The 24,795-nt window shown below is 55.4% G+C and carries 24 protein-coding genes; 17 read left to right on the top strand and 7 right to left on the bottom strand.

The window, feature by feature from the left end; genetic code table 11:
* Positions 1 to 133: 133 nt before the first annotated feature.
* The 6 genes from sapF to pspF all read right to left on the bottom strand — a co-directional run bounded on the left by sapF (position 134) and on the right by pspF (position 6,479).
* Positions 134 to 940: a putrescine export ABC transporter ATP-binding protein SapF gene (gene sapF / locus ACWKXN_RS09850; RefSeq protein ID WP_023312051.1), complete on the bottom strand. Its 807-nt coding sequence runs from the start codon at positions 938 to 940 to the stop codon at positions 134 to 136.
* Position 941: 1 nt separating this feature from the next.
* The gene (gene sapD, locus ACWKXN_RS09845) at positions 942 to 1,934 is read right to left on the bottom strand and encodes a putrescine export ABC transporter ATP-binding protein SapD (protein ID WP_454543729.1); all 993 of its coding nucleotides are present in this window, start codon (positions 1,932 to 1,934) and stop codon (positions 942 to 944) included.
* Positions 1,934 to 2,824, bottom strand: coding sequence for a putrescine export ABC transporter permease SapC (gene sapC, locus ACWKXN_RS09840; RefSeq protein WP_032656751.1), 891 nt, complete (start codon positions 2,822 to 2,824; stop codon positions 1,934 to 1,936). The genes sapD and sapC overlap by 1 nt, the downstream gene beginning before the upstream one ends.
* On the bottom strand, positions 2,811 to 3,776 hold the full coding sequence (gene sapB, locus ACWKXN_RS09835) for a putrescine export ABC transporter permease SapB (RefSeq protein ID WP_023312049.1): 966 nt from the start codon (positions 3,774 to 3,776) through the stop codon (positions 2,811 to 2,813). The genes sapC and sapB overlap by 14 nt, the downstream gene beginning before the upstream one ends.
* Complete coding sequence (gene sapA / locus ACWKXN_RS09830) at positions 3,773 to 5,413, bottom strand: ABC transporter substrate-binding protein SapA (RefSeq protein WP_048976563.1); 1,641 nt, start codon at positions 5,411 to 5,413, stop codon at positions 3,773 to 3,775. Before sapA ends, sapB begins: the two co-directional genes overlap by 4 nt.
* Positions 5,414 to 5,501: 88 nt before the next feature.
* The gene (gene pspF, locus ACWKXN_RS09825; RefSeq protein WP_033145730.1) at positions 5,502 to 6,479 is read right to left on the bottom strand and encodes a phage shock protein operon transcriptional activator; all 978 of its coding nucleotides are present in this window, start codon (positions 6,477 to 6,479) and stop codon (positions 5,502 to 5,504) included.
* Positions 6,480 to 6,645: 166 nt separating this feature from the next.
* Here pspF and pspA point away from each other — a divergent pair, with 166 nt between their 5' ends.
* The 15 genes from pspA (at position 6,646) to ACWKXN_RS09750 (ending at position 21,081) form a co-directional block, all read left to right on the top strand.
* Positions 6,646 to 7,314 carry a phage shock protein PspA gene (pspA, locus tag ACWKXN_RS09820; protein ID WP_454543728.1) on the top strand — a complete coding sequence of 223 codons (669 nt, stop codon included), beginning with the start codon at positions 6,646 to 6,648 and terminating at the stop codon, positions 7,312 to 7,314.
* 49 nt (positions 7,315 to 7,363) lie between these two features.
* Positions 7,364 to 7,588, top strand: coding sequence for an envelope stress response membrane protein PspB (pspB, locus tag ACWKXN_RS09815; protein ID WP_023312045.1), 225 nt, complete (start codon positions 7,364 to 7,366; stop codon positions 7,586 to 7,588).
* A complete protein-coding gene (gene pspC, locus ACWKXN_RS09810; protein WP_023312044.1) occupies positions 7,588 to 7,947 on the top strand; it encodes an envelope stress response membrane protein PspC in 360 nt (119 codons plus the stop codon). Before pspB ends, pspC begins: the two co-directional genes overlap by 1 nt.
* 12 nt (positions 7,948 to 7,959) lie before the next feature.
* Positions 7,960 to 8,184, top strand: coding sequence for a phage shock protein PspD (pspD, locus tag ACWKXN_RS09805; protein ID WP_023312043.1), 225 nt, complete (start codon positions 7,960 to 7,962; stop codon positions 8,182 to 8,184).
* Between the two features lie 197 nt (positions 8,185 to 8,381).
* Positions 8,382 to 10,079 carry a sugar phosphorylase gene (locus ACWKXN_RS09800; RefSeq protein ID WP_454543727.1) on the top strand — a complete coding sequence of 566 codons (1,698 nt, stop codon included), beginning with the start codon at positions 8,382 to 8,384 and terminating at the stop codon, positions 10,077 to 10,079.
* Between the two features lie 14 nt (positions 10,080 to 10,093).
* Positions 10,094 to 11,386 carry an ABC transporter substrate-binding protein gene (locus ACWKXN_RS09795; RefSeq protein WP_033145727.1) on the top strand — a complete coding sequence of 431 codons (1,293 nt, stop codon included), beginning with the start codon at positions 10,094 to 10,096 and terminating at the stop codon, positions 11,384 to 11,386.
* 22 nt (positions 11,387 to 11,408) lie between these two features.
* Positions 11,409 to 12,290 carry a carbohydrate ABC transporter permease gene (locus tag ACWKXN_RS09790; RefSeq protein ID WP_023312040.1) on the top strand — a complete coding sequence of 294 codons (882 nt, stop codon included), beginning with the start codon at positions 11,409 to 11,411 and terminating at the stop codon, positions 12,288 to 12,290.
* Positions 12,277 to 13,119: a carbohydrate ABC transporter permease gene (locus ACWKXN_RS09785; RefSeq protein ID WP_047061003.1), complete on the top strand. Its 843-nt coding sequence runs from the start codon at positions 12,277 to 12,279 to the stop codon at positions 13,117 to 13,119. Before ACWKXN_RS09790 ends, ACWKXN_RS09785 begins: the two co-directional genes overlap by 14 nt.
* 28 nt (positions 13,120 to 13,147) lie before the next feature.
* Complete coding sequence (locus tag ACWKXN_RS09780; protein WP_454543726.1) at positions 13,148 to 14,200, top strand: zinc-dependent alcohol dehydrogenase; 1,053 nt, start codon at positions 13,148 to 13,150, stop codon at positions 14,198 to 14,200.
* Positions 14,201 to 14,217: 17 nt separating this feature from the next.
* Entirely contained in the window at positions 14,218 to 15,006 is a 789-nt protein-coding gene (locus tag ACWKXN_RS09775; RefSeq protein WP_454543725.1) for a sugar phosphate isomerase/epimerase family protein, read from the top strand.
* Between the two features lie 14 nt (positions 15,007 to 15,020).
* On the top strand, positions 15,021 to 16,076 hold the full coding sequence (locus ACWKXN_RS09770; protein WP_214538468.1) for a Gfo/Idh/MocA family protein: 1,056 nt from the start codon (positions 15,021 to 15,023) through the stop codon (positions 16,074 to 16,076).
* Positions 16,070 to 18,349 (top strand): glycoside hydrolase family 65 protein, encoded by a 2,280-nt coding sequence (locus ACWKXN_RS09765; protein WP_454543724.1) that lies wholly within the window; start codon positions 16,070 to 16,072, stop codon positions 18,347 to 18,349. The genes ACWKXN_RS09770 and ACWKXN_RS09765 overlap by 7 nt, the downstream gene beginning before the upstream one ends.
* Positions 18,339 to 19,004 carry a beta-phosphoglucomutase gene (gene pgmB / locus ACWKXN_RS09760; protein ID WP_143346906.1) on the top strand — a complete coding sequence of 222 codons (666 nt, stop codon included), beginning with the start codon at positions 18,339 to 18,341 and terminating at the stop codon, positions 19,002 to 19,004. The genes ACWKXN_RS09765 and pgmB overlap by 11 nt, the downstream gene beginning before the upstream one ends.
* 13 nt (positions 19,005 to 19,017) lie before the next feature.
* The gene (locus ACWKXN_RS09755) at positions 19,018 to 20,100 is read left to right on the top strand and encodes an ABC transporter ATP-binding protein (protein WP_454543723.1); all 1,083 of its coding nucleotides are present in this window, start codon (positions 19,018 to 19,020) and stop codon (positions 20,098 to 20,100) included.
* Positions 20,101 to 20,166: 66 nt separating this feature from the next.
* The gene (locus tag ACWKXN_RS09750; RefSeq protein ID WP_241174781.1) at positions 20,167 to 21,081 is read left to right on the top strand and encodes an OmpG family monomeric porin; all 915 of its coding nucleotides are present in this window, start codon (positions 20,167 to 20,169) and stop codon (positions 21,079 to 21,081) included.
* Between the two features lie 34 nt (positions 21,082 to 21,115).
* On the opposite strand, the gene ACWKXN_RS09745 is transcribed toward ACWKXN_RS09750, so the two are convergent.
* Positions 21,116 to 22,126, bottom strand: coding sequence for a LacI family DNA-binding transcriptional regulator (locus tag ACWKXN_RS09745; RefSeq protein ID WP_167818637.1), 1,011 nt, complete (start codon positions 22,124 to 22,126; stop codon positions 21,116 to 21,118).
* A gap of 155 nt (positions 22,127 to 22,281) precedes the next feature.
* Between ACWKXN_RS09745 and ACWKXN_RS09740 the strand changes: the two genes are divergently transcribed.
* Positions 22,282 to 23,679: a YcjX family GTP-binding protein gene (locus ACWKXN_RS09740; RefSeq protein WP_048976573.1), complete on the top strand. Its 1,398-nt coding sequence runs from the start codon at positions 22,282 to 22,284 to the stop codon at positions 23,677 to 23,679.
* The gene (locus ACWKXN_RS09735) at positions 23,676 to 24,728 is read left to right on the top strand and encodes a TIGR01620 family protein (protein WP_454543722.1); all 1,053 of its coding nucleotides are present in this window, start codon (positions 23,676 to 23,678) and stop codon (positions 24,726 to 24,728) included. The genes ACWKXN_RS09740 and ACWKXN_RS09735 overlap by 4 nt, the downstream gene beginning before the upstream one ends.
* The last annotated feature ends 67 nt before the right edge of the window (positions 24,729 to 24,795 follow it).

The raw sequence follows: 24,795 nt of genomic DNA, 5'->3' as shown, positions 1-24,795 counted from the left end.
CTGGAGAAGAACTGTTGATTGATATTGCTTAAAATATGGAGCAGGGATGGAGACGAAAAATTAAAGGATTAAATAGCGCACGCAGGCTACTTAATCCTTAATTTAGTGGGGCAATTTGTGTTGAGCGTCGCGCTTAGCGGTCCTTTCTCCACGCATCGGCGGTTAATGCTTCACCAAAATGACCGGCAATCAGCCGTTTTGTCAGCTCATGAAGCGGAGAGGCCATCACATCCGCCGTGCTGCCGCGCTCGACCACTTCGCCCTGGTGCATGACCATCACCTGATCGCTGATGTGCTTCATCATTCCCAGATGCTGGGTGACGTAGATATACGAGATCCCCTGTTTTTCCTGTAATTCCAGCATCAGGTTAATCAGCTGCGAGCGCATCGACATATCCAGCGAGGCAAGCGCTTCATCCGCAATGATCACTTTTGGCCGCAAAATCAACGCACGCGCCAGGCCCAGGCGCTGTTTCTGGCCGGGGGCCAGCATATGCGGGTAGTAGCTTTCGTGATCCGGCAACAGCCCAACCATACGCAGGGTTTCAAATACGCGCTTACGGCGCGCCTCTGGCTCCAGGTCGGTGTTCAGACGCAGCGGAAAATCGAGGATCTGAGAGATGCGCTGGCGCGGGTTAAGCGAGGTCGAGGGATCCTGGAAAATCATGCGGATGCGCTGGCTGCGGAAAGAGTAATCGCCGAACGTCAGAGGATGATCGTCAATCAACACTTCGCCTGCAGTCGGTTCAACCATGCCGGCGAGCATTTTCGCCAGGGTGGATTTCCCGGAACCGTTCTCGCCGATGATCGCCAGGGTCTGTTTTTCACGCAGCGTAAAGCTCAGCGGCTTCACCGCGTCGACAGTTTGACGATGAAACAGCCCCGTGCGGTAGCGAAAGGTCTTACTCAGGTTGCGAACTTCCAGTAAGGTTTCGACCATTTCACTCTCTCTCCATGTTCAGCGGGAAATGACAGGCGTACAGATGATTTTTGGCCCCGGTCAGGCGTGGTGTTTCGATACATTTACGCTGAGCATAGGGGCACCTTGGCCCCAGACGACAGCCTATCGGCAGGGATTCCAGCAGCGGAATCGCCCCCGGCAGGGTATTCAGGCGGCTCTTATGCGGCATCGCGCTGCCAAAATCCGGAATGGCGCGGATAAGCGCCTGCGTATACGGATGATGCGGCGCGCCGATCAGATCTTCACTCGGCGCGGTTTCGACCGTTTGCCCGCAGTACATGACGTCAATTTTATCCGCCCATTTGCTGAGCATTTGCAGGTCATGGCTGATCAGCAAAATGGTGGTGTTGTTATTCTGGTTGAGACGCGACAGCAGGCGGAAAATTTGCACCTGCGTGGTGGGTTCCATCGCGTTGGTGGGCTCATCCGCAATCAGCAAACGCGGCTGATTTGCCAGCGCGATGGCAATCATCACTTTCTGACATTCGCCGTCGGTCAGCTCATAGGGGAAGCTGCGCATCGCATCTTTGTGATCTTTAATCCCAACGCGGTGTAAAAGCTCGATGGCGCGGCGCTTGCGCCAGCCAACGCGTTGCCACCAGCGGCCTTTATAGGTCCAGCCGGGAATGTTCTGCATGAGCTGTTTACCCACGCGTTCGGACGGGTCGAGACAGGACTGCGGCTCCTGGAAAATCATCGAGACGTTATGCCCGACAAGCTTTCTCCGCTCGCGGGGGGAGAGACGCAGCAGATCGATATCGTCAAAACGCATACGGTCTGCCGTCACGCGCCAGTTGTCTTTCGCCACGCCGCAGATAGCCTTGGCAATCAGGCTTTTTCCCGAGCCGGATTCCCCCACCAGCCCGCGAATTTCACCCTCCGCAAGTGTGATGCTGATGCGATCGACGGCTTTAACCCAGCCTTCACCGGTTTTGAATTCGATAGTGAGGTTGCGAATATCAAGAAGCGGCATTATTGCACCCCCGCGTTAATTGCACGGCGAATACCGTCGCCCAGCAGGTTGATAAGCAGCACGCTCACCATAATGGCCGCACCCGGCAGCATGACCGTCCACGGTGCCACGTAGATCAACTCCAGCGCGTCGCCGAGCATCGCACCCCATTCGGGCGACGGCAGCTGTGCACCGAGGTCGAGAAAGCCGAGCGCCGCGATGTCCAGGATCGCCATCGAAAGGGCGCGGGTGATCTCAGTGACCAGCCCGGCGGCGATGTTGGGCAGCACGGCAAACCACAGAATGTTGAAGGTCGTCGCGCCGTCCAGACGCGCGGCGACGACGTACTCTTTTTCCAGCTCATCATGCACCATGCTGTAAACCGAGCGCACGATGCGGGGCAGGATAGCCAGCCAGACGGCGAACATGGCGTGCGACAGGTGCGGACCGGCAAAGGCAACAACAATGATTGCCAGCAGCAGGGACGGAATCGACAGCAGCGTATCCAGAATGTGGTTAAGGACCGCCGAACGCAGGCCATGGGTGGATCCCGCAAAAATACCGAGCGCCAGCCCGCAGATCGTAGCCGCGAGCGTCACCACAAATGCGCCGCCCACCGTCGGGGCTGCACCGCTCAACAGGCGGCTCAACACGTCACGTCCGAGGTCGTCCGTTCCCAGGAAGAAAGAGACTTCACCGTAGCGCGACCAGGACGGCGGCAGCAGCTGATAGCCAAGGAACTGCTGGTCGATGCCGTACGGTGCGAACCACGAGCCAAAGACGCAAAGCAACACCAGGCCGGCGCAGCCGTAAAGGCCGATCATCGCCGTGGTGTCACCATAGAATTTACGCCACACGGTACGCAGCACGCCGGGCGTGCGCTTTTCACTGTATACGCTATCGTAAGGCATACCATTCCTTATGCTTCAATGGGTTAGCCATGGCACCCAGAATATCGGACAACACGTTAACAATAATCACCAGCGAACCAATCACCATCACGCCCGCAGAGATAGCGGCGTAGTCCTGCTGGCGGATGGCGTTAATCAGCCATCGCCCCAGGCCTGGCCAGCTAAAGACCATCTCGGTGATCATCGCCAGCGTCAGCATGGTGGAAAACTGTAATCCCAGACGCGGAATTACCGGCGGCAGCGCGTTGTGCAGGACGTTGCGGCGCAGTATGGTCAGGCGTGACAGCCCGCGCGTGGCCGCGGCTTTGACGTAGTTCTGGTCAAATACCTCGATGGTGCTCAGGCGCATCAGGCGGATCACTTCGGTTGTTGGCGCAACCGCCAGCGTCAGTACCGGCAATACCATATGGCGCACGGCGCTGACGATCATCTCATGGCGCCACACCGAATCGGACAGCCACGCGTCAATGATGGCAAAACCCGTCACCGTTTTAACCGTATAGAGCAGGTCAAAACGACCCGAAACCGGCAGCCAGCCCATCGTCAGCGAGAAGAACAGCGTCAGCAGCAGCGCCAGCCAGAATACCGGGATGGAAAAGCCGAACAGGGCGAGGGCGCTGATAAACTTATCCTGCCATTTGTTGCGATAGATCCCGGCCAGCATGCCCACGGGGATGCCGACCATCAGGGCAAAGCCGAAGGCCAGAATACACAGCTCCATCGTGGCCGGGAAAACCTCTTTCAGCTGCTGGGAAATCAGCTGCCCGTTAATGCTGGACACGCCGAAATCCCAGTGCAGCAGCCCGTTAAACCAGAACAGCCAGGCATCCCACAGCGACGACCCCTGGAGCGGGGCGTGGGGCGTGAAATAGCTCAGGCTGAAGCCGACAAAGTTCAGGAAAAAGAGCGTCACCAGCAGCAAAAGGAGCCGACGTAAGGTAAAAATAATCATGGTTTTTTCACCTCTTGTTCTTTTTCACGCGACACGCCGGCGAACGAGGCGTTGCCGAACGGACTCAGCACCAGGCCTTTAATATCATAACGATAGGCCTGAAGACGCAGGGAAGAGGCCAGCGGCAGCACCGGCAGCTCCTGGGCAAGGATCTTCTGCGCTTCATCATAGGCGTCGATGCGTGAGGCCAGCTGCTGGGAAGCCAGCGCTTTTTGCAGCACGGCGTCAAACTCCCGGTTACACCAGTGGGCGTAGTTGGTCTGCGAGTTTATCGCCGCACAGCTTAGCAGCGGCCGGAAGAAACTGTCCGGATCGTTACTGTCGGTCGCCCAGCCGGTCAGGGTTAAATCATGATTCATGTCCATCAGGCGCGCCTCCTGGAAACGGCCCTCAACCGGTACGATGATCACTTTGACGCCCACCTGCGCCATATCTGCCTGCAGCAGTTCGGCGGTCTTGAGCGGGCTCGGGTTCCACGCCTGGGAGCTGGTTGGCACCCAAAGCTGCAAAGTGAGGTTTTCCGCCCCCAGCGCCTTCAGCTGTTCACGCGCTTTTGCCGGATTGTATTCCGTAATTTTAGCTTCACCGTCATAGGCCCACGAGGCGCGCGGTAAAATTGAGGCGGCGGTTTCCGCCGTGCCGTAGTAGATCGACTGCATCAAACGCTGGTTGTTAATCGCCAGCGCCAGAGCGTGGCGTACGGCAGGGTTATTCAACGGCGGCTTATCCGTGTTAAAGGCCAGATAAGCGATATTCATGCCGGGGCGTAACGTCAGGCGCAGGCGCGGATCGTCACGCAAAATGGTGAGCTGGCTGGCCGCGGGCCAGGCGAGCACGTCGCACTCCCCGGTGAGCAGTTTCGACAGACGTCCCGTTCCACCTGAACCGAGATCGACCACCACCTGCGGCATCAGCGGAGTGCCGCGCCAGAAATGCTCATGGCGCTGCAGACGAATATACTGCCCTGCGCGGTATTCAGCGAGCTGGAACGGACCGGTGCCGACCGGCTGACGATCGAGCAACTCCTGACGATCTTTTTTCGTCAGGTTTGCCGCGTATTCAGCGGACATGACTGACGCATAGTGGGTCGCCAGATGCCAGAGGAAGGAGGCATCCGGGCGCGTCAGCGTAAATTCAACCGTCCGGTTGTCCAGCTTGCGCACGCTCTTGACGGTATCAGCAAACTGCAGGCTGTCGAAATAGGGGAAATTATCCCCGTTAACGTTATGCCACGGGTGGTTGCGGTTAAAGATGCGCTGGAAGGTAAAGACCACGTCATCTGCGTTCAGCTTGCGCGTGGGGGTAAACCAAGGCGTGCGCTGAAACGCGACGTCATCGCGCAGGTGAAAACGGTAGGTTGCGCCGTTATCCAGCACTTCCCAGCTTTCCGCCAGCTCAGGCACCAGACGGTAGGTGTATGGGTCAACATCAAGCAGACGGTCGTAAAGCTGCGCGGCCAGGGTATCCACGATCAGGCCGCTGCCCGCTTTTTGCGGGTTGAAGGTATCCACCTGGCCGCTTACGCAATAGACAAAGCCGCTGTCACGAATGTCAGGCTGTGGAGTTTGCCCGGGCGCGGCAAAGGCCAGGCTGCTAAACAGACCGAGTGCTAAAAAGGACGATAAAACCAGACGCATAATTTTTAAGGTTTTTAGGTTCGATCTGCAAAGTGTATCGCACTTACGCCTGCTTCGTAAAAATGTCTGCAGGTAAGTGCTGATATTGTCAGCGCATTTGATGCTTTTTGAGCAATGCCCTCAATTGATGGTAGGTCAGACCCAGCAGTTCAGCCGCCCGTTTCTGGTTATATTTTGCCGACTTCAGGCTTTGCTCCAGCAGCTGTTTCTCCTGATCGTTCTGGAACTGGCGTAAATCAAGGGGGAGAGTAGGGAGATCGCCTGAAGGCGCTGGTGCGGACAGTGGCGCTGCGCTGCGCTGAAAAGGATCGATAATGATATTGTCCAGCTCCGTCTCGCTGCTGCCGTGGCGATAGACGGAGCGCTCCACGACGTTTTTCAGTTCGCGGATATTTCCCGGCCAGTGGTAAGCCAGCAGCGTCTCCTGCGCATAATCGCTGAAGCCGGGGAACAGCGGCAGTCCGAGCTCGCGGCACATCTGAATCGCAAACTGGTCAGCCAGCAGCATGATGTCGCTTCTGCGCTCGCGCAGGGGTGGAAGCTGAACGACGTCAAAGGCCAGGCGGTCAAGCAGGTCGGCACGGAATTTCTCCTCCGCCACCATCTCCGGCAGGTTGGCGTTCGTGGCGCACACCAGGCGTACGTTAACCTGCAGCGGCTGGCTGCCGCCGACGCGCTCCAGCTCGCCGTACTCAATCACGCGCAGCAGTTTTTCCTGCACCAGCATCGGCGCGGTGGCCAGCTCATCCAGAAACAGCGTACCGCCGTCGGCGCGCTCAAAGCGTCCGGGATGGCGTTTCTGGGCACCGGTAAACGCCCCCGCTTCATGGCCGAAGAGCTCGGTGTCGAGCAGGTTTTCATTCAGCGCCGCGCAGTTAAGGGAAATGAAGGGGCCATCCCAGCGCCCGGAGAGGTAATGCAGACGGTTGGCTATCAGCTCTTTCCCCGTTCCGCGTTCACCGACGATCAGCACCGGTTTATTGAGCGGCGCCAGGCGAGAGACCTGTTCCAGCACTTCGAGAAAGCTGTTTGCTTCGCCGAGTAAATTGTCTTTGTATCCGGGCATGATGAAATTAACCACTCCTTAGCGATATTCACCAGGGAAGAATAGTCTGTTGCTGCGCAAAAATCAATCAGACTCTGAAAAATCAATAAGATAAAAACCTGGCATGATGTTTGTATTATCCGTACAGCAGGGCATCGCCCGATAACAGAACTATGAGGATTAGAATATGGGTATTTTTTCTCGTTTTGCCGACATCGTGAACGCCAACATCAACTCACTGCTTGAGAAAGCGGAAGATCCGCAGAAGCTGGTCCGCCTGATGATTCAGGAGATGGAAGACACGCTGGTTGAAGTGCGTTCAACCTCCGCCCGCGCGCTGGCGGAGAAAAAACAGCTTACGCGTCGTATTGAACAGGCAACCGCTCAGCTGAACGAATGGCAGGAAAAAGCGGAGCTGGCGCTGCGTAAAGACAAAGAGGATCTGGCCCGTGCGGCGCTGATCGAAAAACAGAAGCTGGCTGATATGGTCGCGACGCTCGAGCATGAAGTCACGATGGTGGATGACACGCTCACCCGTATGAAGAAAGAGATTGGTGAGCTTGAAAATAAACTTAACGAAACCCGCGCGCGTCAGCAGGCGCTGACCCTGCGTCACCAGGCGGCAAGCTCTTCCCGCGACGTGCGTCGTCAGCTGGACAGCGGTAAGCTTGATGAAGCGATGGCGCGTTTTGAATCGTTTGAACGTCGTATCGACCACATGGAAGCGGAAGCTGAAAGCCACGGCATCGGCAAGCAGAAGTCGCTGGATCAACAGTTCGCCGATCTGAAGGCTGATGATGAAATCAGCGAGCAGCTGGCGGCACTGAAAGCCAAAATGAAGCAAGACAACCAATAATAATTCCTGCGGCACCTGAGCGTGCCGCCTCATAAGACAAGGAGTACACATGAGCGCGCTTTTTCTGGCCATTCCCCTGACAATTTTCGTGCTGTTCGTTTTGCCGATTTGGCTATGGCTGCACTACAGCAACCGTTCTTCTCGGGGCGAACTCTCCCAGAGTGAACAACAGCGTCTGGTGCAGCTCTCCGACGAGGCGAACAAAATGCGCGAACGCATTCAGGCGCTGGAAGCCATCCTGGATGCTGAGCATCCAAACTGGAGGGACCGTTAATGTCTGGACTGAATCTGAACAAAAAGCTGTGGCGTATTCCACAGCAGGGCATGGTGCGCGGCGTTTGTGCCGGGCTGGCTCACTATCTTGATGTCCCGGTCAAACTGGTCCGCGTGGTCGCGGTGCTATCGATCTTCTTTGGCCTGGCGTTTATTACCCTGGTGGCATACATCGTCCTGTCGTTTGTTCTTGACCCGATGCCCGAAGGAGAACTGGCTGCGGAGGGAGCCCCGACCAGCAGCGATCTTCTCAATGCCGTTGATGAGCAACTCGCCGCTGGTGAGAAGCGGCTACGGGAAATGGAACGCTATGTCACGTCGGATACCTTTACGCTGAGAAGTCGCTTTCGTCAGCTTTAAGAGAGAGATGAGATGAAACAACACTGGCAACAGGCCGGTCAGAAGGTAAAACCCGGCCTGAAAATCGCAGGTAAACTGGTCCTGCTGACCGCGTTACGGTTCGGCCCGGCAGGTGTGGCGGGTTGGGCGATCAAATCCGTTGCCCGCAAACCGGTCAGAATGGTGCTGGCCGTGGCGCTCGAACCACTGCTGCAAAAGGTGGCAAAACGGCTTTCTCGCCGTTACTTATCCCAATAATTCCTGCTGGCGTTAGCCCTTTCCCTGACGGGGGAGGGACTGGCGACGGTTAACCGCATTTCCTCTTTTCCCGGTTCTTTCTTTGCGGCAGCTCACAATATTGCGCTGAGCTGCTTTGCAATCACCTTTTTCTCCTTTCTGGTCCGTTGACAGATATTTTTCATGGGAGTAGATTGCCACTCCGTGGGACCGCTACCATGGAAAATGAAATGAATACAAAAATTAAAGAACTCATTAATCTTGTTTACGGGGAAACGTTTTCTGATGCCCATCTTAATGTGCTGCTGGAAAATATTGGAAATGCCGCTTCTGTTATTACGGAAAAACGTAAAACGGGTTGGGATGAAAAAGACGTTGTCCTGATTACCTATGCCGATCAGTTTTCAGCGAAAGGGGAGAAGGCGCTACCGGTGTTTACACATTTTTATAACAGGTGGCTTTCTCGTTCTTTTTCTCATGTTCATCTCTTGCCTTTTTATCCATGGTCTTCGGACGACGGGTTTTCGGTTATTGATTATCACGAGGTTGCACCGGAAACCGGAACGTGGCGAGACGTTGCCGAATTAAAACAGTCAGCCAGTTTAATGTTCGATTTCGTATGCAACCATATGTCAGCCAAAAGCAAATGGTTCGCTAATTACCTGAAGCAAATGCCAGGATATGAAGATTTCTTTATTTCTGTCGATCCTGAAACAGACTTATCCGCGGTGGCGCGTCCGCGTGCCTTACCGCTTCTTACACCTTTCACGCTGCATGACGGCAGCGTGCGACACCTGTGGACCACCTTCAGCGAGGACCAGGTCGATCTCAATTTCGCCTCTCCGCAGGTGCTGATCGCGATGGTTGACGTGCTGCTGCATTACCTGATTGAAGGGGCGCGATACATTCGTCTGGATGCGGTGGGATTCATGTGGAAAATACCCGGAACAAACTGCATCCACCTTGAGCAAACCCACCAGCTCATCCAGCTTTTCCGCGCGATTACCGAGGCTGTCGCCCCTGGAACGGTGATTGTTACCGAGACGAACGTTCCGCATAAAGATAACGTTGCTTACTTCGGTGACGGCGAAAATGAAGCGCAGATGGTTTATCAGTTCTCTTTGCCCCCGCTGGTGCTGCATGCGGTGCATTCTCAGGACGTCGGGACGCTGAGCCAGTGGGCAGCGTCGCTGACGTTGCCTTCCACGAAAACCACCTGGTTTAACTTCCTGGCCTCGCATGACGGGATTGGTCTGAATCCGTTACGCGGAATTTTACCCGAGTCGGAAATCCTCTCGCTTGTGGAAAAACTTCAGGCTGAAGGGGCGTTGGTTAACTGGAAAAATAACCCAGATGGTACACGCAGTCCTTATGAAATTAATGTGACCTATCTGGATGCTTTAAGTACGCGTGACAGTCTTGATAGCGATCGGATTGCCCGGTTTATTCTGGCGCATGCCGTCCTTTTAAGCTTCCCCGGCGTGCCTGCGGTTTATATCCAGAGCATTCTCGGCTCGCGTAATGATTATGCAGGTGTTGAACGACTGGGATATAACCGTGCGATTAATCGTGAGAAATACACGGCAGGAAAAATTGATGGCCTGCTTGAAGATAAAAATAGCCTGCGTTCTCAGGTCTATCGCTCGTTAAGCCAGTTAATCACGCTGCGTCGGGCGGAGAAAGCATTCCATCCTGACAGTGAAGCTTATTTCAGTACGTTAGGTAGACATGTTTTAAAAATCGTTCGCGTCGCGGATTGTGTTGAGAAAGTAACGGCGCTGTTTAATTTCAGTGATGGCATTCAAACGGTAGAATCCGATATTCATTCCGGAACGGAATTGATTTCCGGGAAAGATATTACAGATAAAACGCTGACCCTATATCCATGGCAGGTGTTGTGGATTAAAGAAAACTAAAAAGGACCTTAAAAATGAAAATGCCCAGAATTGTGCTGATTTCAGCACTGGTTTCGTGCGCCTTGTTATCAGGGTGCAAGGACGACAAAAAGTCTGCTGTCACCATTGAGTTTATGCACTCGTCAGTCGAGCAGGAGCGCCAGGCGGTTATCACGAAGCTTATCGAAAAGTTCGAGAAAGAGAACCCCGGCATCACGGTGAAACAGGTGCCGGTCGAAGAGGATGCCTACAACACCAAGGTTATTACGCTCGCCAGAACGGGCGCGCTGCCAGAGGTGATTGAAGTCAGCCATGACTACGCGAAAGTCATGGACAAGGAACAGCTGCTGGATCGCAAAGCTATCGGCGAAGCCATTAAAGCGGTAGGCGAGGACACCTTCTATGACGGCATCTTGCGTGTTGTTCGTACGGAAGACGGTTCTGCCTGGACGGGTGTGCCAGTCAGCGCCTGGCTATCCGGCGTCTGGTATCACAAAGATGCACTGGCTGCGGCGGGTATCCAGGAGCCGCATAACTGGGCGCAGCTGCTGAAAGCCAGCCAGAGCCTTAACGACCCGGCCAAAAAACATTACGGCATTGCGCTGCCCACCGCCGAAAGCGTGATGACGGAGCAGGCATTCTCCCAGTTTGCGCTTTCCGGCGGCGCGAACGTTTTTGATGCCAAAGGGAACGTCAACATCGATACCCCTGAAATGGCAAAAGCCCTGGCGTTTTATAAAGATCTGGCCGCGACCACCATGCCGGGTTCAAACGACGTCATGGAGATCAAAGATGCCTTCATGAACGGTTCTGCGCCGATGGCGGTTTACTCCACCTACATCCTTCCGGCGGTATTCCAGGACGGAAACCCTGCCAACCTGGGCTTCGTCGTCCCAACAGAAACCTCTTCTGCCGTTTACGGCATGGTCACGTCGCTGACGATTACCACCGGTCAAACCGAAGATGAGACTCAGGCGGCTGAAAAGTTTGTGACCTGGATGGAGCAGGCTCAAAACGCAACCGACTGGGTCATGATGTCGCCCGGCGCGGCACTGCCGGTGAACAAGCTGGTGGTGGGCACCGATACCTGGAAAAACAACGATGTGATTAAAGCGTTTGGGCAACTGCCTTACGAACTGATTGCGCAGTTCCCGAATGTGCAGGTATTTGGCGCCGTGGGCGACAAAAACTTCACACGCATGGGCGATGTTACCGGGTCCGGCATCATCAGTTCCATGGTGCATAACGTCACGGTGGGGAAAAAAGATCTCAGCAACACGCTTAGTAACAGCCAGAAGCGTCTGACCGATCTGATTTCACAACGATAGGAGCGCTCTGCGGAAGGAAATTATGAAGACGTTGTTTTCTGGTCGTTCAGATATGCCTTTCGCCATGCTGCTGTTGGCCCCCAGCTTGATTTTGCTGGGGGGCCTGGTGGCCTGGCCAATGATTTCCAATATTGAAATCAGTTTCTTACGTCTGCCGCTTAACCCGCGCATTAGCGCTGTGTTTGTCGGGCTGGATAATTACATTCGCATTCTCAGTGATGCAGCATTCTGGCACTCGCTGTGGATGACGTTCTGGTACACCGCACTGGTGGTGATCGGCAGCACGGGGTTGGGGCTGGCGGTGGCGATCTTCTTTAACCGTGAATTCCGTCTGCGGAAAACGGCACGTTCACTGGTGATTTTATCCTACGTCACCCCGTCCATTTCGCTGGTGTTTGCATGGAAATACATGTTCAACAACGGCTACGGCATTGTGAACTATCTGGGCGTTGACCTGCTGCATCTGTATGACCAGGCGCCGCTGTGGTTCGACAATCCTGGCAGCAGCTTTGTGCTGGTGGTGCTGTTCGCCATCTGGCGCTACTTCCCGTACGCGTTCATTTCGTTCCTCGCGATTTTGCAGACCATTGATAAGTCGCTGTATGAAGCGGCGGAAATGGACGGCGCGAATGCCTGGCAGCGTTTTCGAATCGTTACGCTGCCCGCGATTATGCCGGTGCTGGCAACGGTGGTGACGCTCCGCACTATCTGGATGTTCTACATGTTTGCGGATGTCTACCTGTTGACGACCAAGGTCGATATTTTAGGCGTCTACCTCTACAAAACCGCATTCGCTTTCAACGATTTGGGTAAGGCTGCGGCGATCTCTGTCGTGCTGTTCGTGATCATCTTCGCGGTGATTCTGCTGACCAGAAAAAGGGTAAACCTCAATGGCAACAAATAAACGCGTACTGAGCCGTATTGGTTTTTATCTCGGGCTGGCGGTGTTTCTGGTCATCACGCTGTTCCCGTTCTTCGTGATGCTGATGACGTCATTTAAGAGCGCGAAAGAGGCGATATCGCTTAACCCGACCATTTTGCCGCAGGCGTGGACGCTTCAGCATTACGTCGACATCTTTAATCCGCTGATTTTCCCGTTCGTGGACTATTTCAAAAACAGCATGGTGGTGTCGCTGATCTCCTCGGTAATTGCCGTATTTCTCGGCACGCTGGGGGCTTACGCCTTGTCCAAACTGCGTTTTAAGGGCCGCACGACGATCAATGCGAGTTTCTACACCGTCTACATGTTCTCCGGGATATTGCTGGTGGTGCCGCTGTTCAAAATCATCACTGCCCTTGGGATCTACGATACCGAGCTGGCGCTGATTATCACCATGGTGACCCAAACGTTACCGACAGCGGTGTTCATGCTGCGCAGCTATTTCGACACCATCCCGGACGAAATCGAAGAAGCCGCGATGATGGACGGCCTTAACCGCCTGCAAATCATCTTCCGCATCACCGTGCCGCTGGCGATTTCCGGGCTCGTGTCGGTGTTTGTCTACTGCTTCATGGTGGCGTGGAACGACTATCTGTTTGCGTCCATTTTCCTGTCCAGCGCCAGCCATTTCACCTTGCCGGTTGGGCTGAACACGCTCTTTAGCACGCCAGATTATATCTGGGGTCGCATGATGGCGGCATCGCTGGTGACAGCGCTTCCGGTGGTCATCATGTACGCCCTGTCTGAACGTTTTATTAAAAGTGGTTTGACCGCCGGTGGCGTGAAGGGCTGAGGCGGCCAATTTTAACAAGGAGTCAGTCATGAAAAAATTAGTTGCGACAGGGCCACGCGTGGCGGCGCTGGTGGAGTATGAAGATCGTCCGGTTGCCGTCCATGAAGTGAAAATTCGCGCCCGCTTTGGCGTGCCTAAACACGGTACCGAAGTGGTGGATTTCCGCGCCGCCAGTCCGTTTATTGACGAAGAGTTCAACGCGGAGTGGCAGATGTTCACCCCACGTGAAGAGGGGGCGGCCCGCGGGATCGAATTCGGTAAGTTCCAGCTGGGCAATATGATTGTTGGCGAGATTATCGAATGCGGTGCTGACGTCACGGAATACCAGATCGACGACAGCGTCTGCTGCTACGCACCGCTGCAGGAAACGGTGATCGTTAACGCGGTGAACAACTATAAGCTGCGTAAAATGCCGCAGGGCGCCTCCTGGAAAAACGCCGTTTGCTACGATCCGGCGCAGTTCGCCATGAGCGGCGTGCGTGATGCTAACGTCCGCGTGGGCGACTTTGTGGTCGTGGTCGGTCTGGGAGCCATTGGGCAAATTGCGATCCAGCTGGCGAAAAAAGCCGGTGCGTCAATCGTCATCGGCGTCGACCCTATCGAACACCGCTGTGAGATTGCCCGCCGTCATGGGGCAGACCACTGTCTGAACCCAATCGGCACCGATGTCGGTCTGGAAATCAAAAAGCTGACCGGGAAGCAGGGCGCGGACGTGATCATCGAAACCAGCGGCTTTGCAGATGCGCTGCAGTCCGCGCTGCGCGGGCTCGCCTATGGCGGCACTATCTCCTACGTAGCCTTCGCGAAACCGTTCGCGGAAGGCTTTAACCTCGGCCGCGAAGCGCATTTCAATAACGCGAAGATTGTCTTCTCCCGCGCCTGCAGCGAACCCAACCCGGATTACCCGCGCTGGAACCGTAAACGTATTGAAGAGACCTGCTGGGAACTGCTGATGAACGGCTATCTAAATTGTGAAGATCTCATCGACCCGGTCGTCACCTTCACCACCAGCCCGGAAAGCTACATGAAGTATGTCGATCAGCACCCGGAACTGAGCATCAAAATGGGCGTCACTTTTTAAGCTAAGGAAAGCAAAACATGAAAATCGCAACACAAAATCAGGCCTTTTTCCCGGTCAGTATCATGGAGAAATTCCAGTACATCAAAGCGATGGGTTTTGATGGCTACGAAATTGACGGCAAGCTGCTGGTGGAAAACCTCGCCGAGGTAAAAGCGGCGATTAAGGCCACCGGTCTGCCGGTGACGACGGCCTGCGGCGGATACGATGGCTGGATTGGCGACTTCATCGAAGAACGTCGTCTGAACGGGTTAAAGCAGATTGAACGTATCCTGGAAGCGCTGGCGGAAGTGGGCGGCAAGGGCATTATCGTGCCTGCTGCCTGGGGGATGTTTACCTTCCGTCTGCCGCCAATGACCTCCCCACGCAGCCTGGACGGTGACCGCAAAGCCGTAAGCGCCTCCCTGCGCTGTCTGGATGAGGTGGCGGCGCGCACCGGAACGACCGTCTATCTGGAGCCGCTGAACCGCTATCAGGATCACATGATCAACACCCTGGCTGACGCGCGTCGCTATATCGAAGAGAACGGCCTGAAGCACGTGCAGATCATCGGCGATTTCTATCATATGAACATCGAAGAAGACTCGCTGACGGATGCGCTGCATCAGCACCGCAATCTGCTGGGCCATGTGCACATTGCAGATAACCACCGCTACCAGCCGGGCAGCGGCAGCCTCGATTTTGCCAGCCTTTTCGATCGGCTGCGTGCGGATAACTACCGGGGTTACGTGGTGTATGAGTGCCGTGTTCGCGCCGAGGATCCGGCTCAGGCATACCGGGATTCGCTCACTTACTTGCGTAAATGCTAAGGATGACGAGCGTGATGAGTGCTTCTATACCTTCGCCTCTGCGCGTCGCCATCATTGGCGCCGGGCAGGTCGCGGATAAAGTGCATGCCTCGTATTACGCCACGCGCAGGGATGTTCAGATGGTGGCTGTCATGGACAGCCATCCTGAACAGGCTCGGGCGTTTGCGGAACGTCATGGTATTCACTCGATATGGCAGGATGCGCGAGAGATGCTCGAGGCGGTTAAGCCGGATGTGGTGAGCGTCTGTTCGCCTAACCGGTTCCATTTCGGGCACGTCATGGCAGCGCTGGAAGCAGGCTGCCACGTGATGTGTGAAAAACCGCCTGCAATGACGCCGCAGGAGGCCGATCGGATGCGCATGGCCGCGCGCAAGGCGGGAAAAGTGCTGGCGTATGATTTTCACCATCGTTTTGCTCTCGATACGCAACTGCTGCGTGAAGCTGTGATGAAGGGGGCGCTGGGAGAAATTTATTACACCACGGCGCAGGCGTTACGCCGCTGCGGGGTTCCCGGCTGGGGCGTCTTTACCAACAAAACGCTTCAGGGCGGTGGGCCGCTGATTGATATCGGCATCCATATGCTCGATGCCGCGATGTACGTGCTGGGGTTCCCGGCGGTAAAAAAGGTGACGGCGCACAGCTTTCAGAGGCTGGGAAACCGTAAAAGCAGCGGCCAGTTTGGCGAGTGGGATCCCACGCAGTTTACCGTTGAAGATGCCCTGTTTGGCACCATTGAATTTTGCAACGGCGGCATTCTACGTCTGGACACGTCGTTTGCGCTCAATATCCGTGAACAATCCATCATGAACGTCGCATTCTGCGGTGAAAAGGCTGGCGCCATGCTGTTCCCGGCGCACATCTACAACGACGAAGCCGGTACTTTAGTCACCCTCACGCAGCGTGAAGAGGCTGACGATCGGCGTCATATGCGCAGTATGGATGCCTTCGTACGGCATGTGCAGGGAGAACCCGTCATGATCGCTGATGCGGAGCAGGGGCTGGTTATCCAGCAGCTCGTCGCCGCGCTGTATGAATCAGCAGAAACAGGGGAAAGCGTGACGTTATGCTAAACGTGTCTGTATTAACCGACCCGGGCTTTTGTCCACACAGCCTGAATAAATACGCCTCCATCATGGCCTGCGGTAATGGCTACATGGGGATCCGCGCTGCGCACGAAGAAGATTACACCCAGCAAACCAGAGGCATGTATCTTGCGGGCCTCTATCATCGTGCTGGTCGCAACGAGACCACTGAGCTGATCAATCTGCCGGATATCATCGGTATCGATGTTGAGCTGGATGGCGTCAATTTCACGCTCCTGTCAGGCGAAATCCTCGAGTGGCAGCGCGAGCTGGCGTTTGCTAATGGCGAGCTTCGTCGCAGCGTCGTCTGGCGCTCGCCTGACGGGAAACGCTATCGTCTGGAGAGCCGTCGTTTTGTGTCGCTGGACCAGTTGCCCTTAGTGGCCATGCAGCTTTCGATTACACCGCTCGATACCGCCACGCAGGCCGTGGTGCAAACCGGCATTGACGCAACGCAAACGAACAGCGGCAGACAGCATCTGGATGAAATGTCGGTCAGAGTGTTCGACCAGCAATATATGCAGGGCGTGTATGAAACGCAGGACCGCGCGTCTGAGATTGTTGTTTCAGCATATTGTCAGCTCTCCGCGAAGAGCGATAGCTGTTTCACCGCCAAAAATCGTCGTCTCAGCGTTCATCATTCGCTGACGATTGCTAAGGGTGACACTGTCACGCTTGAAAAAATCGTCTGGGTGGCACATCGCAGTGATAAAGCACTGTCGCAGGCCTCGTTCGCCCGAAACGCGCTGGCCGATCTTAAGGTCTGTGCGGCAAGAGGCTACGACGCCTTGCTTGAGAGTTCGGCGTGTGCCTGGCAAGAGGTCTGGTGCGATGCTCGGGTGGAGGTGGAGTCTACGGAACATCAGGATCAGATGGCGCTGGATTACGCCGTCTGGCATTTGACGACCATGACGCCAGCCCATGATGAGCGAAGCAGTATCGCCGCCAAAGGGCTGACGGGCGAGGGGTATAAAGGCCACGTCTTCTGGGATACCGAAATTTTCCTGCTGCCTTTCCATCTCTTCACGCGACCTCAAATCGCCCGTAGCCTGCTGCGCTATCGTTGGCTCAACCTGGCCGGGGCGCGGGAAAAAGCCCGTCGCAACGGCTGGCCCGGCGCGTTGTTCCCATGGGAAAGCGCCGCCAGCGGGCTGGAAGAGACGCCGGAGTTCGCGGCTATCAACATCCGAACCGGCACGCGCCAGAAGGTGGCCTCCGCGCTGGCGGAACACCACATCGTGGCGGACATTGCCTGGGCCGTCGTCGCTTACTGGCAGGCGACGCAGGATGAGACCTTTATGCGAAACGAAGGCCTGACGCTGCTGATGGAAACCGCCGCGTTCTGGATGGGCCGCGCGACGGAAATTAATGGTCGTCTCGAAATCCATGATGTTATCGGACCGGACGAATACACCGAGCATGTGAACAACAACGCGTATACCAACTATCTGGCCTGGCACAACGTTGCCTGCGCTCGCCAGTTTATGGCGATATTTGGGCGCGAGGATGAAGGTTTTACGCACAAAGCGACACGGTTCCTGACGTGCTTATGGCTGCCGGAGGCCAATCCAGACGGTGTGATCCCGCAGGATGATACCTTCATGGCCAAACCGGCCATCGATCTCAGCCGCTACAAAGCCAAAGCGGGTAAGCAGACCATTCTGCTCGATTATTCCCGCGCGGAAGTCAACGACATGCAGATCCTTAAGCAGGCTGATGTGGTGATGCTTACCTACCTGTTGCCGGAGCGGTTTACCCCGCAACAGTGTGCCGCCAATCTGGCGTTCTATGAGCCCCGCACGATCCATGACTCTTCGCTGAGCAAGGCCATTCACGGCATTGTGACTGCCCGCTGTGGTGACGTCGAAGGTGCCTACGCCTTCTGGCGCGATGGCGTCGCTATCGATCTTGGGGACGACCCGCACAGCTGCGATGACGGAATTCACGCCGCTGCGACCGGCGCTATCTGGTCCGGCGTCATTCAGGGCTTTGCCGGTATGCAGATAGTGGATGGGGAGCTGCATCTTTCGCCCAGGTTGCCGGCCCACTGGCGAAGACTGGCATTCCCGCTGCGCTGGCGAAATGCAACGCTGCACTTCACCTGTGAAAACGAGGTGTTAACCATTGAAGCTTCGGCACCTTCCATGTTGACGCTGTGGGGCAAGACGCTACACGTATCGGGGCGGACAGTTTGCGCTTATAAGGATTTTCTTGCACCTGTTAATGGGACCGCTACCACGGAGGGGCGCCATGACGCTTAAGGCGGTTGTATTCGATCTGGACGGTGTGATCACCGATACCGCACACCTCCATTTTCTGGCCTGGCGTGCAGTGGCGGATGAAATCGGCATCACCTTCGACGAAGTATTTAACGAACAGCTGAAGGGCATTAGCCGCATGGATTCCCTGCAGCGCATCCTGAAGCATGGCGGGAAAGAGGGGATGTTCAGCCATGAGCAGTGCCTCGCGCTGGCGACGAAAAAGAACGCGCTCTATGTCCAGTCTCTGGCGTCGCTGACGGAGGATTCACTGCTTCCGGGTATTCGCGACGTCCTGGCGGATATCCGTGCGGCGAAGGTCAAAATTGGGCTCGCCTCCGTTTCCCTGAATGCCCCGGGGATCCTGCACGCGCTGGGCATTCATCAGGCCTTCGATTTTTGTGCCGATGCTTCCCGTATTCGCCGTTCAAAGCCAGACCCGGAGATCTTCCTTGCTGCCTGTGCAGGCCTGAATGTGCGTCCTGACGCGGCTATAGGTATCGAAGATGCACCTGCAGGCGTTGAGGCGATCAACGCGGCGGGAATGCTATCGGTTGGGATTGGATCTGGCCTGAACCATGCGGGTTTACAACTTCATTCAACGCGGGAACTGACCTGGAAATGCCTGACCGAGTTTTGGGCATCCCGGACGTATTGATAAGGAATTAACAATGGCTCAACTGTCCCTGAAACACATTCAGAAAATCTATGATAACCAGGTCCACGTGGTTAAGGATTTCAGTCTCGAAATCGAAGACAAGGAGTTCATCGTCTTCGTCGGGCCTTCGGGCTGCGGGAAATCCACGACGCTGCGCATGATTGCCGGTCTGGAGGAGATCAGCGCGGGTGAACTGATTATTGACGGGGTGTGCATGAATGACGTGCCCGCCAAGTCTCGCGATATCGCGATGGTGTTCCAGAACTATGCGCTTTATCCGCATATGACGGTCTACGACAACATGGCGTTCGGCCTGAAGATGCAAAAAATTGCGCCTGTGGTTATCGACGAGCGCGTTAACTGGGCGGCACAGATCCTCGGATTACGCGAGTACCTCAAGCGTAAACCGGGCGCGCTGTCCGGCGGCCAGCGACAGCGCGTGGCGTTGGGCAGGGCGATCGTGCGCGAAGCGGGCGTGTTCCTGATGGATGAACCGCTCTCCAACCTTGATGCCAAGCTTCGCGTGCAGATGCGGGCTGAAATCAGCAAGCTGCACCAGAAGCTCAACACCACGATGATTTACGTGACTCACGACCAGACGGAAGCCATGACGATGGCGACCCGAATCGTGATCTTAAAAGACGGCATTATTCAGCAGGTTGGCGCTCCGAAGCAGGTGTACAACGAACCGGCAAACGTGTTTGTTGCTGGGTTTATCGGATCGCCAGCCATGAACTTTATTCGCGGTGCTATCGACGATCGCTATTTCGTCACGGAAACGCTGCGTCTGGCGATCCCGGAAGACAAGCTCGCTTCACTGAATGCCGCAGGGTATCAGCGCAAAGCGGTGGTATTTGGGATCCGCCCGGAAGATATTCTCACTCTGCAGAGCAGTGGTAAAAATATCGCGGCGAAAGTCAGCGTAGCCGAACTGACCGGCGCAGAATTTATGCTTTACGCCACCGTTGGCGGTCATGAGCTGGTGGTTCGCGCTGGCGCGGCGAATGATTATGCCGCAGGGGATAAGATCAATATCCAGTTCGATATGAATAAGTGCCATTTCTTCGACGCTGAAACCGAAGCGGCTATTAGATAAGAAAGGTGTTCGCCGGAAATGAAAATTTCCGGTTTTTTTGTTTGTTACTTATAAAGGGAAAATTAAATGAGTACTCTACTAAGAAGTGCTGCGCTCGTTCTGTGCGCAGGAGTTAGCTGTGCACAAGCATCAGAAGCAGCTAAACAGTGGGAATTTAATATTGGCGCAATGTATGAAATCGAAAACGTTGAGGGGCAGGGCGACGATAAAGATGGATTATATGAACCTTCCGTATGGTTCAATGCAACCTGGGATGCGTGGACTATTTCGCTGGCGATGTATCAGGAGGGGCCGGTTGATTACAGTAGTATGACCCGTGGAACCTATTTCGATCGTCCTGAATTTCAATTACGCTATCGCTTTATCGGAACCGATAATTTCACCTTCGGTCTGACCGGCGGTTTCCGTAATTATGGTTATCACTTTAAAGATGAGCACGGTGCCAAAGACGGCAGCGCTAATATGCAGCGCTACAAAGTTCAGCCTGACTGGGATATTAAATTAACCGACGACTGGCGTTTTGGCGGCTGGTTTGCCATGTATCAGTTTGCTAACGATCTGCAAAAAACCGGCTATGCTGACAGCCGCGTTGAAACCGAAACGGGCTTTACCTGGACCATTAACAAAACCTTTGCTGCTAAAGTGAATTATTATTTAGAGCGCGGCTTCAATATGGACAGTTCCCGTAATAACGGCGAGTTTTCTACTCAGGAAATTCGTGCCTATCTGCCTATTTCGTTAGGCCAGACCACCTTAACGCCTTATACCCGCCTGGGGCTCGATCGCTGGTCGAACTGGGACTGGCAGGACGATCCTGAGCGTGAAGGACACGATTTCAACCGACTCGGTCTCCTCTACGCTTACGATTTCAACAATGGTTTATCCATGACGCTGGAATACGCGTATGAGTGGGAAAACCACGATGAAGGCGAGAGCGACCGCTTCCACTATGCGGGGGTTGGCGTAAACTACGCGTTCTGACCGACTGCACGCCAGGGGCACTTCGCCCCTGGCTTTAGCGAAGGGAAGCAGCAAACAAAAAGTGGGTATCAACCAGCACTTTTTGCGGGGCGGGATGACCCGCAATACGCCTGAAAAGAAGATCGCAGCTCTCTTCCCCCAGCTTTCGGGTGGGGATATCAAAGCCGCCAGGTGCGGGCGTTAAAATGAGAGACAGCATCGGGTCACTGTATCCGGCTATCACCACCTGCTCCGGGATCATCAGGTTCAACTCATCCGCCGCGCGATAGAGGCTAAGTAACTTCATGCTGTCGGTAGCGAATACTGCATCAGGCGGCGTGGGTGAAGACAACAATTCCAGCGCTGCCGTAAGCGCACTCTCATGGGTATAACCGCCATCCCTGATCCAGTCCGGGTTAAGGGCAATATGGTGCTTTTCCAGACTGGCTTTATAGCCCGCAAGGCGATCGATCGAAACATGATAATCAAGCGGGGCATGCAGACAGGCAATTTTACGGCGTCCGTTTTTAATAAAGGTTTCGGTCAGCGTGGCGCTGTCATGGAAATTATCCGTGTCGACGGAATAGATATTTTGATACTCACCTTCCACTTTACCGATAACCACTACCGGTACGCCATACGCATCCAGAGTGGTGAAAAAGGATTCATTTGCCGGTGAGCTCAGCATAATGATCCCTTTGATCATCTTCTGTTTTATTTTACTCACGCATTTCAGCAGATCGTCTTCGCTGCTTTTTGACGTTTGTAAAATAACGTCAAATCCTTCTTCTTCCGCTTTTGCCGTAATGGCATGCAGGACATCGGAGAAAAAAGGATTACCGGCAGTGGTTTTGGTTGAACGGGTCGAAATAACCATAATGGCATCGAAGCCTGAAGAGGTCAGGGCGCGGGCCAGTTTGTTGGGCTGATAATTTAATTCGTCAATCGCCTTCAGCACTTTTTCACGCGCTTCGGGAGAAATATTCGTTTGTTTATTCAGAACGCGGGAAACGGTTGATTTCGATACGCCCGCAACCCGTGCGATATCATAGATGGTGGGTGACATACACCTTACTCACTCCGGACTGACAGCAATACCGTTCATCTTACTGGAGAGAAAACGGCAATAGCAATAAATAAGAATTGATAATCAACGATCTGCCCCCATTTATTGTATTCTGAAGCCATGCATTCAAGGCTTCCAGGCAAAGAAGGACGGCGATGAAGCGACTTAAAAACGAAATCAATTCACTGGTGAACCGCGGCGTTGACCGTCATCTGCGTCTGGCCGTGACGGGGCTGAGCCGCAGCGGTAAGACGGCGTTTATCACCGCGATGGTGAACCAGCTCCTGAACCTGCACGCCGGGGCGCGTCTGCCGCTGCTCAGCGCGGTGCGGGAAGAACGCCTGCTGGGCGTGAAGCGCGTTCCTCAGCGTGATTTTGGGATTCCACGTTTTACCTATGACGAAGGGCTGGCGCAGCTCTATGGCGATCCGCCCATGTGGCCGACGCCGACGCGAGGGGTGAGTGAAATTCGCCTCGCGCTCCGCTTTCGCTCCAATGAATCCCTGATGCGCCACTTCAAGGATACTTCTACGCTGTACCTTGAAATCGTCGATTACCCCGGTGAATGGTTGCTCGACCTGCCGATGCTGGCGCAGGATTACCTCAGCTGGTCCCGCCAGATGACGGGCTTGTTACAGGGGCAGCGCGCCGGGTGGTCGGCCAAATGGCGACAGCTGTGCGAAGGCCTGGACCCGCTTGCGCCGGCCGATGAAAACCGTCTGGCGGCCATTGCCGAATCCTGGACGGCGTATCTGCACCAGTGCAAACAGGAAGGGTTGCACTTCATTCAGCCGGGTCGCTTTGTCCTGCCGGGTGATTTAGCGGGCGCGCCTGCGCTTCAGTTCTTCCCCTGGCCGGACGTGGACGGGGTGGGCGAGTCGAAGCTGGCGCAGGCCGACAGGCACACTAACGCCGGGATGCTGCGCGAGCGTTACAATTACTACTGTGAAAAAGTGGTCAAGGGATTCTATAAAAACCATTTCTTGCGATTTGACCGTCAGATTGTGCTGGTGGATTGTCTGCAGCCGCTCAACAGCGGGCCGCAGGCCTTCAACGATATGCGCCTGGCGCTGACGCAGCTGATGCAAAGTTTTCACTACGGGCAGCGGACGCTGTTTCGCCGTCTGTTCTCACCGGTGATCGATAAACTGCTCTTTGCGGCCACCAAGGCCGATCACGTCACGGTCGATCAGCATGCCAATATGGTATCGCTGCTGCAGCAGCTGGTGCAGGACGCCTGGCAAAACGCCGCCTTCGAAGGGATCGGCATGGATTGCCTTGGGCTTGCGTCCGTGCAGGCAACGCAAAGCGGGCTGATTGATCTTAACGGCGAGAAAATACCGGCATTACGCGGGAACCGGCTCAGCGACGGTGAACCGCTTACCGTCTATCCGGGCGAAGTGCCTGCGCGGCTGCCGGGTCAGGCCTTCTGGCAGAACCAGGGCTTCCAGTTTGAAGCCTTCCGCCCGCAGGCAATGAGCGTCGATCGGCCATTACCACACATCCGTCTGGATGCGGCGCTGGAGTTTTTGATTGGAGATAAATTGCGATGACGGAACCGTTAAAACCGCGCATAGACTTTACCGGAACGCTTGAGCATGATCCTCAGGAGGCGTTTAAAACCGCGCAGACGTTCAGCGGCACGCAGGCTGATAACTTTGCCCCGGCCCTGACCGAGGAGCCCGGCGTCGAGGAAGGTCCTGCTGAGGCCGTTGTGGAAGCCGCCCTGCGTCCAAAACGCAGCCTGTGGCGCAGGATGGTCACCGCCGGTCTGGCGCTGTTTGGCGTAAGCGTGGTTGGGCAGGGCGCGCAGTGGACGATGAATGCCTGGCAAACTCAGGACTGGGTCGCGCTGGGCGGATGTGCCGCGGGCGCGCTGATTGTGGGAGCGGGTATCGGGTCGGTTGCCACCGAGTGGCGGCGGCTCTGGCGTTTGCGCCAGCGCGCGCACGAGCGTGATGAGGCGCGGGATCTGCTCCACAGCCACGGCACCGGCAAAGGCCGCGCGTTCTGTGAAAAGCTGGCCAGCCAGGCCGGAATCGATCAGTCGCATCCGGCGCTTCAGCGCTGGTATGCCGCCATCCATGAAACCCAGAATGACCGGGAAGTGGTGACGCTCTACTCCCATATGGTTCAGCCGGTGCTGGATGCCCAGGCGCGACGCGAGATCAGCCGTTCTGCGGCGGAATCCACCCTGATGATTGCCGTCAGCCCGCTGGCGCTGGTCGATATGGCCTTTATCGCCTGGCGTAACCTGCTCCTGATCAACCGTATCGCGAACCTTTACGGCATAGAGCTGGGTTACTACAGTCGACTCCGGCTGTTCAAGCTGGTCCTGCTCAATATCGCGTTTGCCGGGGCGAGTGAACTGGTGCGCGAAGTCGGAATGGACTGGATGTCGCAGGATCTGGCGGCGCGTCTTTCCGCTCGTGCCGCGCAGGGTATCGGCGCGGGATTATTGACCGCGCGTTTGGGGATTAAAGCGATGGAGGTCTGCCGTCCGCTGCCGTGGATTGATGGCGATAAGCCCCGGCTGGGGGATTTCAGGCGCGAGCTGATCGGCCAACTCAAAGAGACGCTCAATAAAAAACCGGCTCCGTGAGGTTTTGTTCACTTATCGTGCTGGCTGTCAATATTTGTTGACAGCCATCTTCCCGATCACCGTGTTC

It is taken from the genome of Enterobacter sp. UPMP2060 (genome assembly GCF_053709655.1).
The sequence above is the reverse complement of the archived record's forward strand: the minus strand, read 5'-3'. Positions and strand labels throughout refer to the sequence as shown.

Coding starts and splice junctions, on each gene's coding strand:
- sapF (WP_023312051.1), bottom strand. CDS start 940: ATGGTCGAAACCTTACTGGAAGTTCGCAACCTGAGTAAGACCTTTCGC.
- sapD (WP_454543729.1), bottom strand. CDS start 1,934: ATGCCGCTTCTTGATATTCGCAACCTCACTATCGAATTCAAAACCGGT.
- sapC (WP_032656751.1), bottom strand. CDS start 2,824: ATGCCTTACGATAGCGTATACAGTGAAAAGCGCACGCCCGGCGTGCTG.
- sapB (WP_023312049.1), bottom strand. CDS start 3,776: ATGATTATTTTTACCTTACGTCGGCTCCTTTTGCTGCTGGTGACGCTC.
- sapA (WP_048976563.1), bottom strand. CDS start 5,413: ATGCGTCTGGTTTTATCGTCCTTTTTAGCACTCGGTCTGTTTAGCAGC.
- pspF (WP_033145730.1), bottom strand. CDS start 6,479: ATGCCCGGATACAAAGACAATTTACTCGGCGAAGCAAACAGCTTTCTC.
- pspA (WP_454543728.1), top strand. CDS start 6,646: ATGGGTATTTTTTCTCGTTTTGCCGACATCGTGAACGCCAACATCAAC.
- pspB (WP_023312045.1), top strand. CDS start 7,364: ATGAGCGCGCTTTTTCTGGCCATTCCCCTGACAATTTTCGTGCTGTTC.
- pspC (WP_023312044.1), top strand. CDS start 7,588: ATGTCTGGACTGAATCTGAACAAAAAGCTGTGGCGTATTCCACAGCAG.
- pspD (WP_023312043.1), top strand. CDS start 7,960: ATGAAACAACACTGGCAACAGGCCGGTCAGAAGGTAAAACCCGGCCTG.
- ACWKXN_RS09800 (WP_454543727.1), top strand. CDS start 8,382: ATGGAAAATGAAATGAATACAAAAATTAAAGAACTCATTAATCTTGTT.
- ACWKXN_RS09795 (WP_033145727.1), top strand. CDS start 10,094: ATGAAAATGCCCAGAATTGTGCTGATTTCAGCACTGGTTTCGTGCGCC.
- ACWKXN_RS09790 (WP_023312040.1), top strand. CDS start 11,409: ATGAAGACGTTGTTTTCTGGTCGTTCAGATATGCCTTTCGCCATGCTG.
- ACWKXN_RS09785 (WP_047061003.1), top strand. CDS start 12,277: ATGGCAACAAATAAACGCGTACTGAGCCGTATTGGTTTTTATCTCGGG.
- ACWKXN_RS09780 (WP_454543726.1), top strand. CDS start 13,148: ATGAAAAAATTAGTTGCGACAGGGCCACGCGTGGCGGCGCTGGTGGAG.
- ACWKXN_RS09775 (WP_454543725.1), top strand. CDS start 14,218: ATGAAAATCGCAACACAAAATCAGGCCTTTTTCCCGGTCAGTATCATG.
- ACWKXN_RS09770 (WP_214538468.1), top strand. CDS start 15,021: ATGAGTGCTTCTATACCTTCGCCTCTGCGCGTCGCCATCATTGGCGCC.
- ACWKXN_RS09765 (WP_454543724.1), top strand. CDS start 16,070: ATGCTAAACGTGTCTGTATTAACCGACCCGGGCTTTTGTCCACACAGC.
- pgmB (WP_143346906.1), top strand. CDS start 18,339: ATGACGCTTAAGGCGGTTGTATTCGATCTGGACGGTGTGATCACCGAT.
- ACWKXN_RS09755 (WP_454543723.1), top strand. CDS start 19,018: ATGGCTCAACTGTCCCTGAAACACATTCAGAAAATCTATGATAACCAG.
- ACWKXN_RS09750 (WP_241174781.1), top strand. CDS start 20,167: ATGAGTACTCTACTAAGAAGTGCTGCGCTCGTTCTGTGCGCAGGAGTT.
- ACWKXN_RS09745 (WP_167818637.1), bottom strand. CDS start 22,126: ATGTCACCCACCATCTATGATATCGCACGGGTTGCGGGCGTATCGAAA.
- ACWKXN_RS09740 (WP_048976573.1), top strand. CDS start 22,282: ATGAAGCGACTTAAAAACGAAATCAATTCACTGGTGAACCGCGGCGTT.
- ACWKXN_RS09735 (WP_454543722.1), top strand. CDS start 23,676: ATGACGGAACCGTTAAAACCGCGCATAGACTTTACCGGAACGCTTGAG.